The sequence below is a fragment of the Methanolobus psychrotolerans genome (genome assembly GCF_002243045.1).
GTDB lineage: Archaea > Halobacteriota > Methanosarcinia > Methanosarcinales > Methanosarcinaceae > Methanolobus > Methanolobus psychrotolerans.
Window position 1 is genome coordinate 1 of sequence record NZ_MBKP01000008.1, and the last position, 15446, is coordinate 15446.

Annotated in this window: 12 protein-coding genes; 5 read left to right on the forward strand and 7 right to left on the reverse strand. The window is 41.3% G+C overall.

Annotated features, from left to right (window positions below; genetic code table 11):
- Positions 1 to 378 precede the first annotated feature (378 nt).
- Together polX and BB781_RS04265 are read right to left on the reverse strand one after the other, a co-directional pair.
- Positions 379 to 2109: a DNA polymerase/3'-5' exonuclease PolX gene (gene polX, locus BB781_RS04260; protein ID WP_094227265.1), complete on the reverse strand. Its 1731-nt coding sequence runs from the start codon at positions 2107 to 2109 to the stop codon at positions 379 to 381.
- A 21-nt stretch (positions 2110 to 2130) separates the two neighbouring features.
- The gene (locus tag BB781_RS04265; protein WP_094227266.1) at positions 2131 to 2796 is read right to left on the reverse strand and encodes a DUF166 domain-containing protein; all 666 of its coding nucleotides are present in this window, start codon (positions 2794 to 2796) and stop codon (positions 2131 to 2133) included.
- Positions 2797 to 2919: 123 nt separating this feature from the next.
- Here BB781_RS04265 and BB781_RS16315 point away from each other — a divergent pair, with 123 nt between their 5' ends.
- The 3 genes from BB781_RS16315 (at position 2920) to BB781_RS04275 (ending at position 5742) form a co-directional block, all read left to right on the forward strand.
- Entirely contained in the window at positions 2920 to 3048 is a 129-nt protein-coding gene (locus tag BB781_RS16315; RefSeq protein ID WP_277985480.1) for a hypothetical protein, read from the forward strand.
- A 69-nt stretch (positions 3049 to 3117) separates the two neighbouring features.
- On the forward strand, positions 3118 to 3720 hold the full coding sequence (gene tmk, locus BB781_RS04270) for a dTMP kinase (protein ID WP_094227267.1): 603 nt from the start codon (positions 3118 to 3120) through the stop codon (positions 3718 to 3720).
- Between the two features lie 171 nt (positions 3721 to 3891).
- Positions 3892 to 5742: a PAS domain-containing sensor histidine kinase gene (locus BB781_RS04275; RefSeq protein ID WP_164997768.1), complete on the forward strand. Its 1851-nt coding sequence runs from the start codon at positions 3892 to 3894 to the stop codon at positions 5740 to 5742.
- Positions 5743 to 5752: 10 nt separating this feature from the next.
- Here the strand turns inward: BB781_RS04275 and BB781_RS04280 are convergent, their stop codons facing one another.
- Entirely contained in the window at positions 5753 to 5989 is a 237-nt protein-coding gene (locus tag BB781_RS04280; protein ID WP_094227269.1) for a hypothetical protein, read from the reverse strand.
- Between the two features lie 30 nt (positions 5990 to 6019).
- Positions 6020 to 6730, reverse strand: a complete 711-nt coding sequence (locus BB781_RS04285; RefSeq protein WP_164997769.1) for a HisA/HisF-related TIM barrel protein — start codon at positions 6728 to 6730, stop codon at positions 6020 to 6022.
- 45 nt (positions 6731 to 6775) lie between these two features.
- Between BB781_RS04285 and BB781_RS04290 the strand changes: the two genes are divergently transcribed.
- A complete protein-coding gene (locus BB781_RS04290) occupies positions 6776 to 7474 on the forward strand; it encodes a (5-formylfuran-3-yl)methyl phosphate synthase (protein WP_094227271.1) in 699 nt (232 codons plus the stop codon).
- A 78-nt stretch (positions 7475 to 7552) separates the two neighbouring features.
- On the opposite strand, the gene BB781_RS04295 is transcribed toward BB781_RS04290, so the two are convergent.
- Entirely contained in the window at positions 7553 to 8692 is a 1140-nt protein-coding gene (locus tag BB781_RS04295; RefSeq protein ID WP_094227272.1) for a hypothetical protein, read from the reverse strand.
- Positions 8693 to 9262: 570 nt separating this feature from the next.
- Positions 9263 to 10366, reverse strand: coding sequence for a Fic family protein (locus BB781_RS04300; RefSeq protein ID WP_164997770.1), 1104 nt, complete (start codon positions 10364 to 10366; stop codon positions 9263 to 9265).
- Between the two features lie 209 nt (positions 10367 to 10575).
- On the opposite strand from BB781_RS04300, the gene BB781_RS04305 reads away from it, so the two are divergent.
- Positions 10576 to 12807, forward strand: coding sequence for a CDC48 family AAA ATPase (locus BB781_RS04305; RefSeq protein ID WP_094227273.1), 2232 nt, complete (start codon positions 10576 to 10578; stop codon positions 12805 to 12807).
- A gap of 65 nt (positions 12808 to 12872) precedes the next feature.
- Here BB781_RS04305 and BB781_RS04310 read toward each other — a convergent pair whose 3' ends face one another.
- Positions 12873 to 15020, reverse strand: a complete 2148-nt coding sequence (locus BB781_RS04310) for a methyl-accepting chemotaxis protein (RefSeq protein WP_094227274.1) — start codon at positions 15018 to 15020, stop codon at positions 12873 to 12875.
- Positions 15021 to 15446: the final 426 nt, after the last annotated feature.

A 15446-nucleotide genomic window follows, 5' to 3' on the forward strand; every position in this document is an offset into this window, starting at 1 on the left:
CAAGCATCTCTTCCAGATGCTTGACACGTTCTTCCAGTTTTTCTATTATCAAAAATAGCTGAGTAACAAGTTCGACGACTGCCTCAGGACCAGCATCATAAACTGCAAGTATTTCTTCCCGTTCTATACAAATCCCCTCTGATCAATAAAATCTTTTTTCTGAACGTTAAAATGAGGTCATAGTATATTGATTTTTACTTTAGTGCTGGAAGGATGGCTGAATAGTTACAGTAATTCTACCTCTGCTTTGAATTTATCACATTTTAATTTACATAACAGGAATTTATATTTTATGGTTTTATCCTGGATATATACGGATAATGCCACAAAGCCATCTGTAATTCTATATATTTATATCTTATATTTATTAGATTTGTATCATTGTCTTGAGATGCCAAGTCTTGAGCATATTTGCTTAAGGCTCATGGCATTTATCACATCATCCGGTTCTACCCATGCCCTTCTTGCAACATCTATTCCAAATGATATATTGTCAAAATGGTCAATGGCATGTGTGTCAGTGTTAATGGCAAGCATGACTCCATGCTCTTTTGCATTTCTTGCGTTGGTATCATTCAGGTCAAGTCGCCAGGGGGAAGAATTGATCTCCAGTCCTTTTTCGTTTTCCTTTGCAGCAGTGATTATTTTTTCCATTTCCACGTCATATGCGGGACGCTTGCCGAATTTCCTGCCGGTGGGATGGGCAAGTATATCCACATGTTCATTCTCAAGGGCGGCAACTATTCTTCTAGTCATCCTGGTTCTGTCCTGTTCAAGTCCTGCATGTACTGCCACAATTACAATGTCCAGCCTCTCAAGAATATCATTGCTGTAATCAAGCTTCCCGTCTGCCCTGATATCACATTCAGTTCCGGAGAGTATTCTGATGTCATCGAATTCATCATTGATACGTTCAATTTCACCCATATGTTCAATAAGTTGTTTTTCAGATAACCCGTTAGCGATACCTGTGGAATGGGAATGATCGGTTATCGCAATATACTCATACCCTCTTTGTATTGCAGCCTGTGCAAGTTCTTCAATCGTATTAATGCCGTCACTCCATGTGGAATGGACATGTAGATCGCCTTTTATATCTTTTTTTTCTATAAGTCTGGGAAGGTTACCGGTAAGACTGGCTTCTATTTCTCCCCTGTCTTCTCTGAGTTCAGGTGGCAGATAGTCAAGTCCCAGGAAATCATATATGTCTTCTTCCCTGCCACATGGTTTGAGAATACCACTGTTTTCATTTGTAAAGCCATACTCGTTAAGCCTGTAACCTTTTGAGATAGCAAGTCTTCTCAGGTGGATATTGTGTTCTTTTGAACCTGTGAAATGCTGCAGCATTGAACCTAAATGTTCTCTCTCCACAACTCTCAGGTCTATATGGAAGTTTCCGGGGTACATAACTGAAGCTTTAGAAGCACCCGCTTCCAGTATCTCTTCCACTTTTTCCATGTTTATAAAGAAGTTGATTGCTTTTTCAGGTTCATCTGAAACTACTATAAGGTCAATATCTCCGACAGTATCTTTTTTTCTCCGCAGGCTTCCTGCAATGAATACTTTTTCGATATGCGGGCTGGAACACAATTCCTGCCTGATCTCTCTTGCGATCTCTCCGGCAAGTGCTATTGGGTGTCTTCCATAGTCTTTGTCCTGCTGCAATCTTATGATTGACCTGAGTATCTTTTCTTCCAGTTTCTCACCCATTCTGGGAAGTCTTCGTATCCTGTGTTCTCTTGCAGCTTTGCTAAGTTCATCAATTGATTTGATGCCAAGTTTTTCGTAGAACAATCTTGCCATTTTGGGGCCGATGCCTGGTACGTCCATTATATCAATGATGCCATGTGGTACTTCCTTTATTGCTTTTTCATAGGCATCGAATGACCCGGTTTCCAGTATTTCCACGATCTTACTTTTTAGTACTTCGCCTACTCCCGGTATACTGTCGATTTTCCCGTTCCGGTATAATCCCATAAGCTCTTCATCAAGTCCTTTAATGCTCCTCGCAGCATTTGTGTAGGCTCTGGTCTTGAACTGGTTCTCTCCCTTAAATTCCAGGATTCTTGCCATCCGGTTGAACATCTCAGCTATCTGAACATTGTCCATGTTTCACCATTGTTGGGGTCATTATTCTTTTTTTCTTTTGATTGCGTCTTTGACAGCTTTTTTGTGTATCTCGCCGGATTCGTGGATGCCACCCATATTTCCCCTGACTGCCCTGCAGGGATATTGCTGTATGAGCAGCCCGGCTCTGGCAGGTGCTTCTTCTACTTTAGTTCCCACAAGTTCTTTTGCCATATGCCAGGTACTTCCGCACGGTGCCCCGCATAATACTTTTACAGATCCGATTATGCCTTCATCGATATCGATCTCAAGGACGGGAGTTGAAAGGTACGAACAAAGTTCTTTAGTCTCCGGCTTTTCCAGAAGGGTGCAACAGATATCCTCAACTTCAATGAGCATACCGTATTTTTTTGCTATGCCTTCAAGTTCTACTACAGGTGCTTTGGAAGCTCCTCCTGGTACAATTAAGGCTTTAACGCCGGATTTTCCTGCAAAGTGTGCTATTGCCACGGTAAGATCGGGGTGAAGTGAATAAGTGATTACAATGTCTGACATGAATACGGATCTATCAATATTGAGCCCTTCCAGGAACTCTTCAGGCTCATCAATAAAATCGGGCAGTATCTCAGGTACTGAAGTATGTGCTACCTTCATCTCAGTCTTGGAGACAATGGTCTCTATCAGACGGTTCCCATATTTTCCCCGGGTGATTACTCCTATTGTGGTCATTTTATATCCTTCACAGGGTTATTTTCCCTTGCATATATGCTTTGCCAGACATCTTCAGTCTACAATTATACAACCGATTACTATATTTATCATCGCAATTCATATTTATTAAGAGGTATGATTATGGACGACTATGATCCTATGAAAGTATATTTCAGATGCAATGTCTGTGACTTCCTGTTTATGGAAAATCCAGAACGTTTCCCGGTAATGTGCCCTCAGTGTGGCAGCGAGGATGTTTTCAGGACATGATCAAGATCATTGTATTACTCCGGAACAAATACTCTAAATAGTATTCCTTTACTTTCACTGTTGATGTCAATGAAAGGTAAGCTCATTACTCTGGAAGGTATAGACGGTTCCGGCAAATCAACGATAACGGGGCGCCTGAAATCAAACCCTGTGTTCTATGAGTTTGTTTTCACAAGAGAACCGACTACCGGATGGATAGGTGAGGCTGTTAACCGTGCCATTCATTCAGATACTGATGACCTTGCAGAGCTTTTGCTTTTCACAGCAGACCATGCGGAACATATTTCTAAACTAATTATTCCTGCCCTTAAAAGCGGGAAGAATGTAATTTCAGACCGCTATTCAGGAAGTCGTTATGCTTACCAGGGTATGACACTGAAAAACCGGTTCGCAGATCCTATGAAATGGATCCAGGACATTCACAAGAACTGGACTGTAGATCCGGATCTGACAATTCTCTTTGACATAGAACCGGGTATTGCTGTGGAGCGGTGTGGCAATCGCGGGGACAAAACCAAATTTGAGAAGATAAGTTTCCTTGAAGGTGTGAGGGCAAACTACTTGCGCCTTGCAAGGGAAAATCCGGAAAGGTTTGTGATAATAGATACTCATCGAAGTGTTGATGAGATTGAAGCTGACGTTATAAGTACAATTTTTTCACTTTTACGATAAAAACAATAATATATCAATTTTTATGCTATGTTTACTTGTAAGCTACTTATTTTTACACAATTGACTCAATAAGTGGACATGTTTAATCTATTTTTATATATGCTGGAGTCGTATATTACTATACAGCATTTATATTCGCAACCATCCTGCGAAGACCAGGTACGTCAGACAATGCTTGACTCAATAATTGTTCGGAATGCGCCAATCGGAATATGTGCTTTTGACAGGAACGATGATTTAATTTTATTTAATAATGCGATGGAATCTATTCTGGGTGTGTCTGCAGAGGATGTGATCGGAAAGAACCTCTTTTGCAACATTCCTTATCATATGTTTGAGGTCGATCCAGGTTTAAGGGAATTGTACATCAATACTAAGAGTTCCCTAAAGGAATCCTTTAAACAACGGATGCCTATGACCACTCCTCTGGGTAAACATATTTTCCTTTCTATACGCATGGTGCCTTTTTTCAATGAAAGCGGGGATTACGAAGGTATTGTTGCTTATATGGAAGAAGTGAGTGAGAATTACTACAAGGAAAAGACTCTCATCGATGAGATCTATAAGTTCAGGAACCTTGAATCTATCTATAAAAGTATACCTATTATTGCTTTTAACTGGTCAGGCCAACTGGGGTGGCCTGTTAAATACGTGTCTGAAAATATATCTCAGCTTGGATACAGTAAAGAGGATTTTGAGTCTGGCAGCCTGAAGTATATTGATATTGTTCATCCGGAAGATGTTGATAAATTGATATCGGACGTAGCTGCATTTGAAAGTACTGATCAGATATACCTTTCTGAAGACTATCGGCTGGTAAGTAAATCAGGTGATGTCATTTGGGTAAATGAAATATCTCTGCTCAGTGAGAATGGTGGTGACCATCCTTTTCGCTATGACGGCATAATTGTTGACATCACTGATAGAAAAATGAAGGAAAAGGAGCTTGAACAAAGTAAGGCGCACATTGAAAGCATATTCAGGGCAACACCTGTCGGAATAGGTGTTGTGTCAGACAGGACATTTATAGAGGTTAATGACAAGTTATGCGAAATGCTCGGTTATTCCAGGGAAGAACTCATTGGACAAAATTCAAGAATGATATATCCTGATAAAGAATCATATGAATATGTGGGTCTGGAGAAATACGGTCTGATCAGCGAGAAGGGAACAGGTGTGGTAGAGACAAGGATGGCCTGCAAAAATGGTGTGATTATTGACGTGATTTTGAGTTCGTCTCCTATTTATCCTGAATCGTTGTCAAAAGGTGTTACCTTTGCAGTGCTTGACATAACGACCATGAAAAACACAGAAAGAGAACTACAAGAGCGCACCGCAGAACTTGAGCAACTGAACCGTCTAAAAGATTTGTTTTCCGATATCATACGTCATGACCTGCTCAGCCCTGCCAGTGCTATAAGTGGTTATACGGAAGCTCTTGAGGAAATTGAAGCAGATGAGATAAAACTTCACTTCTTACACATGATCTCCAGGTGTAACAAAAAGCTTTTCAACCTGCTTGAAAGTGCTTCCAGATATGAGAAACTTAATTCTATCGAAGAAATAGATTACTATACTATAGATATTGCTGGAATTTTCAAATGTGTAATATCTGATTTCTCTCAAGAGATCAAAAATAAAGGGATCACTGTGAAGTTCTCTTGCGACAATCCATGTTATTCTCGTGTGAATCCTTTTGTCAGTGAAGTTTTTATGAATCTCCTTTCCAATGCTATAAAATACGGACCTGAAAACAGTGTTATAAGTATTGATTTCATTGATGAGGGCAATTTCTGGAAAGTCACAGTCACTGACTGTGGGAATGAAATTCCTGATTCAGATAAACCTTTTTTATTCGACCGTTTCAAACGCGCTGATAAAAAAGGTGTGAAGGGTACAGGCCTTGGGCTTGCCATTGTCAAACGTATCATGGAGTTGCATGATGGTGATTATGGGGTAGAGGCCAATCCGGAAGGAAAAGGCAATGTTTTCTGGGTAAGTTTTTATAAAATAATGGAGTGACCTTCTCAGATCACTCAAGACTGTTCTGATCCGCAAATTTGATAAGAGCCTCTCCAAGTATGCGGGCGTATTTAGGATTGAGGTTGAAACGTGCTTTTTTCTGTCCGCCTCTTTCTTTTGCGATCTCTATGTACTCGTTCTCGTATTTCTCACTGGATGCAAGGGTAATGGTCAGGAACCATCCTGCTCCCATCTTTATTTCGCCATACTTCTCGCCTATTTCTACAATCTCTTCATTTTCTGCCATTATATCACCGATGAATAAATTATTTTCAGATTATTGCTGCACCATCTGGAGAGGGATTGAACCGTTATGCAGTGCCGTTGCAACAAGTGCGCCTTTTATCCCGATCCCTTCAAGTATCTCAATGTCTTCCACATTGCGGACACCGCCGCCAAGAAGCACATTATGGTCCGAGATGGAGGCAATCTTACTTAAAAATTGTGAATCCACGCCACTTGATGTACCAACCCTGTCAAGGTCCAGGATGATTATGTCATCCAGTTCATAGTCATTCAGAAGTTCCACTATCTTAAAGGGGTCATCAGGCATTGCAGGGTCGTTTGTGAGTATCTTTCCCTTTCTTTTGTCAATACTGACGTTGATCCTTCCCGGGTATAATGAGCTTACCTGCTTTATGGTGTCAAGAGATGCTGTCTCGGTGCCAAGGACTACGGACCGGACTATTTCCATAACATCCTCCGTTTCAGAAACAGATGTAACTCCCGGGTCCAGCATTACCTTTGCCTTTTCCGAAACGGCCTGTATAATGTCGAAGTTCTTTTCTCTCTTACCTATTTTCTCAAGCATGTTGAGATCTGCGATGTATACTTCTGCCGGTTTTACTGTATCCACGATTTTCACGGCATCAGATGTGTTGCATATATGGCTGGAAAAGTGTATGGGCTTGTATTCACTACGGGTACCACCTTGTGCGTGAACTACAGTCCTGTTGAATATATCAAGAACGAAAATGATACGAAACATATATAATTGATACATCTGTCATGCTATAAAAAAGAGGTTAATACTATGAAATTACTTATCAGTCCAATCAGTCCTGAAGAGGCAATTGCGGCACACAAAGGAGGTGCTGACATCATTGATGTGAAAAACCCGAAGGAAGGCTCGCTGGGTGCAAATTTCCCATGGGTCATTAAGTCTGTTAAGGAAGCCATCAATTCTGAAAAACCAATAAGTGCCACAATAGGCGATTTTAATTTTAAACCAGGGACCGCTTCCCTTGCAGCTCTTGGAGCAGCAGTTTCAGGTGCTGATTATGTCAAGGTCGGACTCTATGATATCCAGACAGAGGAACAAGCACTTGAAATGCTTACAAACATCACAAAAGCCGTGAAGGGCCTTGACCCTGAGAAAAAGGTAGTTGCATCAGGTTATTCTGATTACAAGCGCATCAATTCCATAAATCCTCAACTGCTTCCCGCTGTCGGTGTAAAGGCAGGCGTGGATGTCGTGATGGTGGATACAGGTATCAAAGACGGTCGTTCTACATTTGAGTTCATGGATGAGGAAGAGCTCATAAGGTTCACAGGGGCTATTCGTGAAGTAGGTCTCCTATCAGCAATCGCTGGTTCACTTATTTTTGATGATATTCCTGTGCTCAAGCGCATCCAGCCCGACATCATCGGTGTGCGCGGCATGGTCTGCGGCGGCGACAGGTCATCCTGCATCCAGGCAGAGCTTGTTGAGAAGTTGAAGAACGAGATGTAACTTCGGTTACGTCTTATCTATTTTTGATTTTGCTGTTTTTCATATGTTTATGGAATAACTTCGATTAGATTCTCTTGTTTATATTTGAATATATACAATTATTGCTATCAAAATACATGAAATAATTATAAATCCTCTGTTTAAATTTAGTTTTTGTTCAGAAATAATATTATTTATTTTATCAAAGTCAATAAGCCGTATTGCATTATATGTTATGATTCCAATGATAAACGTTATTGGAATTCCCAAATTTGTGGATATCGATAAAATAAGCAATTGTATTAGTGTTGAAAAATATATACTGTTTTCAACATAGCCTACGTACTTACTTATTAAAACAACTATGCAGGCAGTGAATAAATTCAGTAAAAAATAGTTTTTTGCTATATATTGCAATCTTTTAGGCACTTCCAAGTAGGGTAGTTCAACTAGAATATATATGATTATAAAAAAAATTGCAGACATTATGTAAAAATCAGCGAGTATATTGGGGTAATTCGTTTTGAATATTGATTCGTTTTCACTGATAAAATATTGACCCGCAGAGATCATAAAGGCAATAAGGGTAACATTAACCATAATCGCATTAGTAACATTCGTATTATCTGATTTTTCTATGTTGTTATCTAGATGTTTATTTTTTATCTTCATCTTTGTCATTGATTGTGTGTTTGTTATATTGTTAGCTGCAGCGCCATTACTATCATCTTTACCTTCAATAGAAAGAACACTATCTTTTCTAATCATTGACCAACCATTGCTTTCATTTAAACAATAGAAAAAAGTCTCATCAAGCTCATATATTAATCGTACTGTTTTGGTAACATTTGAATTAGTGTTTATTTCTATAAGTGGGAAGATTGATTTATTTAGTTTAAAACGCTTATATGCACCTAGTAGATAACTAATGAAAAAAATACCTTCTAAAAAGGCAATAATCATCAGAATTGGCACCAATGTTGCATTAAAATTTGTATCTCTCAAGACAAAATAAGATATAAACATTAATAGCAGCAGTAGAGCACCAATTGCTATTAAGGATCTACTTACTTGGGTTAACGTATATTCCATACTATTTTTGTGCAAAGAAGGACGTAGGGCAAACTTATAGTAGCCGTTATTGTACGAGGTGCTTGCTATGTACCCAACTAAAGTTAATATAAATAGAACTGCACCGGCAGCAGGCAGCAAATCAATAATGTCACAACTTTGAACCATATGTATACATTATCATTCGATCATTTAATTTTTTTTGTGATGTCTCTATTCAAAATGCTTTTTAAAACCTGTTCTCTCTGATAATTTGAATCTCAAATTATCATATTTCTTCTTCTTCCCCAAAACCCCAAAGCGTTAAATCATACTTCTGCTGAATATATTATTGATGACGACCGTCGATACCGTATTTAAAAAAAGTCATGTGGTGACATGGCTTGGCAGATGAGATCACTGTAAAAGTAGGTCAGGCTTATCCAAGGATGCAGGCTGCTTGTTAAGCTAAAAAAAGATATGTTATTTCTTAAGTTGTTGTGTATCATATATCTTTTAATTCGGTACGCTACATACTTTGTGTATCATGTATGTTACACTAATATCTTTGTGTACCATATAGTTCCAAATTTGGTATGCTACTTGTTTTGTGTATCATATATGTTACACTAATCTCTTTGTGTACCATATAGTTGTGAATTTGATATGCTACTTATTTTGTGTACCATATATGTTACACTAACTTCTTTGTGTATCATATAGTTTCAAATTTGATATGCTACTTGTTTACTATAGATATCATACATCTTCAGTGATATCCATCAGCCTTCTAAAAGAATAAATAGCAGGCCGCCTACCACTGCCTTGACGGATTGTGGTAATTAGATCATTATTAGACAATTCTTTTAATATACGTACAGCAGTCATTTTAGGAATAGCCGAATTATTCGTAAACATCGTTGTATTAAATATCGGTGTTGAAAAAATAGTATCTATTGCAGAGATTGAATACTGTGAACGGGTAATTTCCGGGACTGTTTCCTTCATTTCATTGTAAAGGTGAAGAATTTTACTTGCTTTGTCACAGTTATCCTGTGACTGCTCATTCAATGCGGTTAGAAAAAAAGCGATCCAACTGTTCCAATCTTCATTTTCGGAAATACCCTGAAGCGCATCGTAATAAGCATCTCTATTCTTTTCAAGGTAGGAACTTAAATAAAAAGCCGGTTTTGATATCAAACCCTTTGAATAAAGTATAAGGGGAATTAACATCCTTCCAATCCTTCCATTACCATCTCTAAATGGATGAATTAGTTCAAACTGACCCTTTAACACAGCGAGCTGAACCAGAGGGTCTTTATCGTCACTATGTAGATAATTCTCCCATTCAGAAAGTGCATCTGGAATTCTGGTTGGAGCTGGTGGTATGAAAGTAGCTTCTTCGATTGGTGAGCCTGGAGAAGCTATATAATTTTGAATGCGTCTGATGTCACCGGGTTCTTTATCTCTTCCGCGCACGTTCGTGAGTAATATCTTGTGAAGTGCACGGATCATGTTAACATGAATCGGTCTTTCTTCCAACAATGATTCAGCTCTTAAAAGTGCTTTACGATAATTAAGAACCTCATGGATATCATCTCTTCTTTCAAAAAGGCCTGTTTCGTTAGGATCAGCTTCGTATTCAAATACATCTTCAACAGAAGCCTGTGTTCCTTCTATCCTTGAAGAAGAGACCGCTTCCTTTGTAATAAGGGGCGACAGAAAAACATTTGGATTCACGATTCCTCGCATGATTCCATCATATCTTGCAAGTGAGGCATTTGCTTTTCCAATTAAACTGACATGTGCAGCCCAGTCGATACAGTCTAATGGTAGGGCCATGGGCTCATAAGGTTCCAGCATTGTGAATCACGCACATCTTTATTATCTTATAATTTATTAAAGTTAGCAATAACTCGATTTTTTTACAAAATGTCCTTTTTTTAATCAAATTCTAAACTCTCCTTCTCCCTCCCAAAAACCCCAGAAGCGTTAAATCCAACCTCTGCTGAATATATTATTAATGAAGACCATCGACCCCGTAATTAAAGAAAACTATCAGGTGAAGCAACTTGACTGAAGAGATCACTGTCAGCGTTGGTCAGGCATATCCCCGGGATGCAGGCAGGGGAATCGCCAGGCTCGACAAGCCTCTCATGCAGCAGATAGGTGCCATAAGTGGCGATATCATAGAGATCAAGAGCAAGGAAAAGTGCTACGCCATCGTATGGCCTGGTTATCTTGAGGATGCGGGTAAGGATCTTGTGAGGATCGATGGTAACCTGCGTAACAATGCCAAGGTCGGTATCGATGAGAAGGTGACCCTGCGAAAAGTCCAGGTCACAGAAGCCGAGGCTGTGGCACTTGCTCCCACACGCGAGACCCATCTTGTCGGCGGGGCACGATTTATTCTCAGGATACTTGAAGGTCGTCCGGTAGTAAAAGGACAGAACATCCGTGTTGAGACGGTGAACAATCCCATTTCCTTTGTGGTGCTTTCCACCAAGCCATCAGGACCTGTGGTTGTTACCCGCAATACCCAGATACAAATAAGGGAGAAGGCTGCACTTGCAGAAAGCACAGCTGGTCAGGTGACCTATGAAGACATTGGCGGTCTCCAGCGTGAACTCGGACTTGTGCGTGAGATGATAGAGCTCCCGCTCAAGCATCCTGAATTGTTCAATAAACTGGGAATCGACCCTCCGAAAGGCGTTCTCCTTTACGGTCCTCCCGGTACTGGCAAGACCATGATAGCAAGAGCGGTTGCGAGTGAGACCGATGCTAATTTCATTTCAGTCAGCGGACCTGAGATAGTTTCCAAGTATTATGGCGAGAGCGAGCAGAAGCTGCGTCAGATATTCGAGGAGGCGCAGCGCAATGCACCAAGCATTATTTTTATCGATGAGGTTGATTCCATAGCTCCTAAACGTGATGAGGTCGTGGGGGAGATGGAGCGCAGGATAGTTGCACAGTTGCTGTCCCTGATGGATGGTCTTGCTTCCAGGGGAAAGGTTGTAGTTATCGCCGCCACCAATCGTCCGAATTCGATAGATGAGGCCCTGCGTCGTGGTGGAAGGTTCGACCGGGAGATCGAGGTAGGTATTCCTGATTCCAGCGGCAGGCTGCAGGTGCTTTATGTGCATACAAGAGGTATGCCTCTTGAAGAGGGGCTGAACCTGAAAGAGATAGCTGCAGTAACCCACGGTTTTGTGGGTGCTGACCTGTCATCACTATGCAAGGAGGCTGCAATGCATGCTCTGAGGCGTCTTCTTCCGGAATTGAAGATCGATGATGTCGAAGATGAGATTCCGCCCGAATTCATGGATAAACTGGAAGTCACAAGAAAGGATTTCGACGAGGCGCTGAAAAATATAGAGCCTTCTGCCATGAGAGAGGTTTTCGTTGAAGTGCCTCATGTAAGCTGGGAGGATATTGGCGGCCTTGAGGGAGCCAAACAGGAGTTGGTTGAGGCTGTTGAGTGGCCTCTGAAGTACCCCGGACTCTTTGATGCGGTGAGCACCAAGCCGCCTCGTGGTATCATGTTGTTTGGACCACCGGGGACCGGGAAGACCATGCTTGCAAAAGCTGTGGCAACCGAAAGCGAGGCAAATTTCATAAGTATCAAGGGTCCTGAACTGCTCAGCCGCTATGTGGGAGAGTCTGAGCGTGCAGTGCGTGAGACCTTCCGCAAGGCCAAGCAGGCGGCACCGACCATAGTTTTCTTTGATGAGATCGATTCTATGGCATCAGAGCGTGGCTCCAGTATAGATGCACACACCACGGAGCGCGTGGTGAGCCAGATCCTCACTGAAATAGATGGTGTTGAGGAACTGAAGGACGTTGTGATAATCGCAGCCACCAACCGTCCTGATATTGTGGACCCTGCACTGCTGCGTCCTGGAAGGTTTGACCGTCTTATCTATGTGCGTCCTCCCGACAGGCAGAGCCGTGAAAAGATATTCAACATCCACCTTGCAGATAAACCTCTTGCAGATGATGTAAATGTTAATGAGCTTGCAGACATAACCGAAGGCTACGTCGGTGCTGACATCGAATCCATCTGCCGTGAAGCTGCAATGCTGGCCCTGCGTGAGATAATCACTCCGGGTTTAAGCCAGGAAGAAGCCATGGAAAAAGCCGCCGGCCTGAAAATAACTGCCGAGCACTTCCTCAAAGCCAAAAAACGTGTCAAGCCAACAACTTCCCGAAGTGCCATGAATTTCTACGAACAGGCGGCTGAATCGTTTGCCAGGTATGCGGCTAACGAGGAGGAAAAAGATGTGGATGAAAGGGCGTATCAGTGAAATGACATAATTCAAAAGTTTCAAATCAAATTTGAATCAAAAAACAAAAATGTAAAAAGGGACTCTTACTTAAGCCCCTTTCCGCTCTTCTCCATCTTTGGTGCATCTTTATGCATCACAACGTCCTCTTTGGCAAGGACGAACTGGTTTACCATTTCCTGCATTGCAACAGCCATTCCTGCGAGTTCCTGTGAGCTTTGTGCCAGTTCCTGCATGGAAGCATTCTGCTGTTCTACAGATGCGGATGTTTCTTCTGTTCCTGCTGCGGTTTCCTGGGAAATTGATGTAACTTCCTCAACAGAAGCTGTGATCTCTTCAATGGAAGCAGATTGTTCCTGGGCAGCAGCAGCAATGTCCTGTACCATTTCAGCGACTTTGACAGAGCCCTGCACAATCTCTCTCATGGCCTTTGCCGTCTCATCAAGAGCTTTTACACCGCTGGAAACTGTGGTGTTGCCTTTCTCAACAGAATTCACCACAACGTTCGTATCTGTCTGGATCTCGGCAATAAGGCCTGATATCTGCTTTGCGGCACTGCCTGACTCTTCTGCAAGCTTGCGAACCTCGTCAGCGACAACCGCAAAACCACGGCCATGTTCACCAGCACGGGCAGCTTCAATTGCGGCATTGAGTGCAAGAAGGTTGGTCTGGTCAGCGATATTAGTAATGAGGTTAACGATCTCTCCGATCCGCTTGGACTTGGATTCCAGTTCCTTTATTGCATTTACTGAGTCCGTGGATGCCTTCTGGATCTCTTCCATCTGTTTCATCAGTTCCTCTGAGCTGTCACCGACGGCTTTTGTCCTTTCGCTTGATTCCATTGCTATCTCGGCAGATCTCTGTGCATTGGTTGCGATATCCTGCACATTTGAAGACATATCACTCATTGCGCGGGAGATGTCCTCTGCTTTTGAAGATTGTTCATGGGAACCTTTTGCAATACCTCCGATGGTTCTTGAAACCTCTTCAGATGTGGCAGTGACCTCCTCAATAGCTGCAGACATCTGTTCTGATGTGCTTGCAATGACATTCGAATTCTTGCTTATGTCAGTAATAATATCACTCAGTGATCTTAATATGTCATTCAAGCCTCTGGGTATCGCTTCAAAATCAATTCCTACCTCTGTGCTTGCCCTTCTGTCAAGTTTACCGCCAAGTGCATCGGTTGATATATGCTTGAAATCATCTACAATATTCTCAATCGGCTTTGTAATGGAACGTGCTATAAGGTAGGCTATTCCTGCCATTGCAATGATGGCGATCAAAGATATGATTATCAACTGGTTCCTGAGCTCCATCGCACCCGCAAACATCTCTTCTTCAGGAATGCTTAGCACGAAAGCAAAATCCGCAGTTTCTACGGGGTGGTAGATCATAGTCACTTCTTTGCCGGTTGTAGGGTCAATGACTTCCACATGTCCACTGATCCCATTCTTGATGTCAGATGCCATCGTGTTTATTTCAGGATCATTAAAACCAGCAAGGAATTTAGTGCCTATCCATCCCTTTTCGGTAGGGTGTGACATGAACATTCCTGAATTGCTTACCATGAATGCGTATCCTGTATCAAATACACTGACCTGTGAAACTTCTTCATCAATATAATCCAGTGAAACGTCCACACCTGCGATTCCTACGAAATCTCCATCTTTTATTATTGGGGATACGTAGCTGATCATCATTACTCCGTCATACATGAAAGGTTCAAGAATAACATCCTGTTTCAGGGATTTTGGTAACTGGTAATAATCATCTGTCTCATAACCGGCAAGCGGGTCAAGAGCAACAGAACCACCGATTCTGCTCCAGTAAGGGATAAATCGCCCGGTAGAGTCATGTCCCTGTGTGTTTGCAAATTCTGCATCATTCCCATCAAAGTCATTGGATTCGTATGCAACATATGTTCCCAATAGTCCCTGGTCCTCTTCGAGCAGGCTTTTCAGAATGGCATTTACTTCATTCCTGTTACCTGTTCCATAGTTTTCCATAGTGTTTGCAAGGGTCTGTGCAAGCAACAAGTTCGACTTCATATCGCTGTCATATTGGTATGCATAACTTTTAGCGACATTTTCAGACTCAGAATATGCCATAGCCGTTTCCTGTTCTGTCACTTTGTCAACGATGAGGTAGGTACTTAAAATCATCAGTATAGTTACGCTTGTAACGATGTATAAGAGTAATTTTGTTTTAATGTTCATTTTTTCAAAATTCATATTTCTCTCTCTCTCTTGTATAACTATCTCCAAATTGGTGTAACACCGTCACACAAAATATAAATACACGTTTTTTATATATAAAATATACTATATTTATAAGAAAATTGATTTAATATCCTCTACGTGTCTGTTTTTTCCTAACTTCGTGTTGTAATCTACATAAACTATATATTCTGTAACTTCACTTTCCTTCAGTGGAAAGCGGTAATTATCTGGTACTTATACTGATTGCCGTTCGTTTTTTTCGTTTGCACTATCAGGATATTATTTCTTATTCTGCTCTTCGTGATCTTACTTTGCATCTTACATACGTGGCTCAAGTATCGCTTTTTACACAGGGATGTTGTTCTTGATGACCTGATCAACGAAATGCTGGTTAGTCAGGAAGAAGATTACGGTATCTGCCCAGCAGCTTACAGATAT

Bases quoted from the DNA above. Each gene is read 5' to 3' on its own strand.
- BB781_RS04285 (WP_164997769.1), bottom strand. From the start codon at position 6,730: ATGTTTCGTATCATTTTCGTTCTTGATATATTCAACAGGACTGTAGTT.
- BB781_RS04295 (WP_094227272.1), bottom strand. From the start codon at position 8,692: ATGGTTCAAAGTTGTGACATTATTGATTTGCTGCCTGCTGCCGGTGCA.
- tmk (WP_094227267.1), top strand. From the start codon at position 3,118: ATGAAAGGTAAGCTCATTACTCTGGAAGGTATAGACGGTTCCGGCAAA.
- polX (WP_094227265.1), bottom strand. From the start codon at position 2,109: ATGGACAATGTTCAGATAGCTGAGATGTTCAACCGGATGGCAAGAATC.
- BB781_RS04310 (WP_094227274.1), bottom strand. From the start codon at position 15,020: ATGAATTTTGAAAAAATGAACATTAAAACAAAATTACTCTTATACATC.
- BB781_RS04280 (WP_094227269.1), bottom strand. From the start codon at position 5,989: ATGGCAGAAAATGAAGAGATTGTAGAAATAGGCGAGAAGTATGGCGAA.
- BB781_RS04290 (WP_094227271.1), top strand. From the start codon at position 6,776: ATGAAATTACTTATCAGTCCAATCAGTCCTGAAGAGGCAATTGCGGCA.
- BB781_RS04265 (WP_094227266.1), bottom strand. From the start codon at position 2,796: ATGACCACAATAGGAGTAATCACCCGGGGAAAATATGGGAACCGTCTG.
- BB781_RS16315 (WP_277985480.1), top strand. From the start codon at position 2,920: ATGGACGACTATGATCCTATGAAAGTATATTTCAGATGCAATGTCTGT.
- BB781_RS04300 (WP_164997770.1), bottom strand. From the start codon at position 10,366: ATGCTGGAACCTTATGAGCCCATGGCCCTACCATTAGACTGTATCGAC.
- BB781_RS04275 (WP_164997768.1), top strand. From the start codon at position 3,892: ATGCTTGACTCAATAATTGTTCGGAATGCGCCAATCGGAATATGTGCT.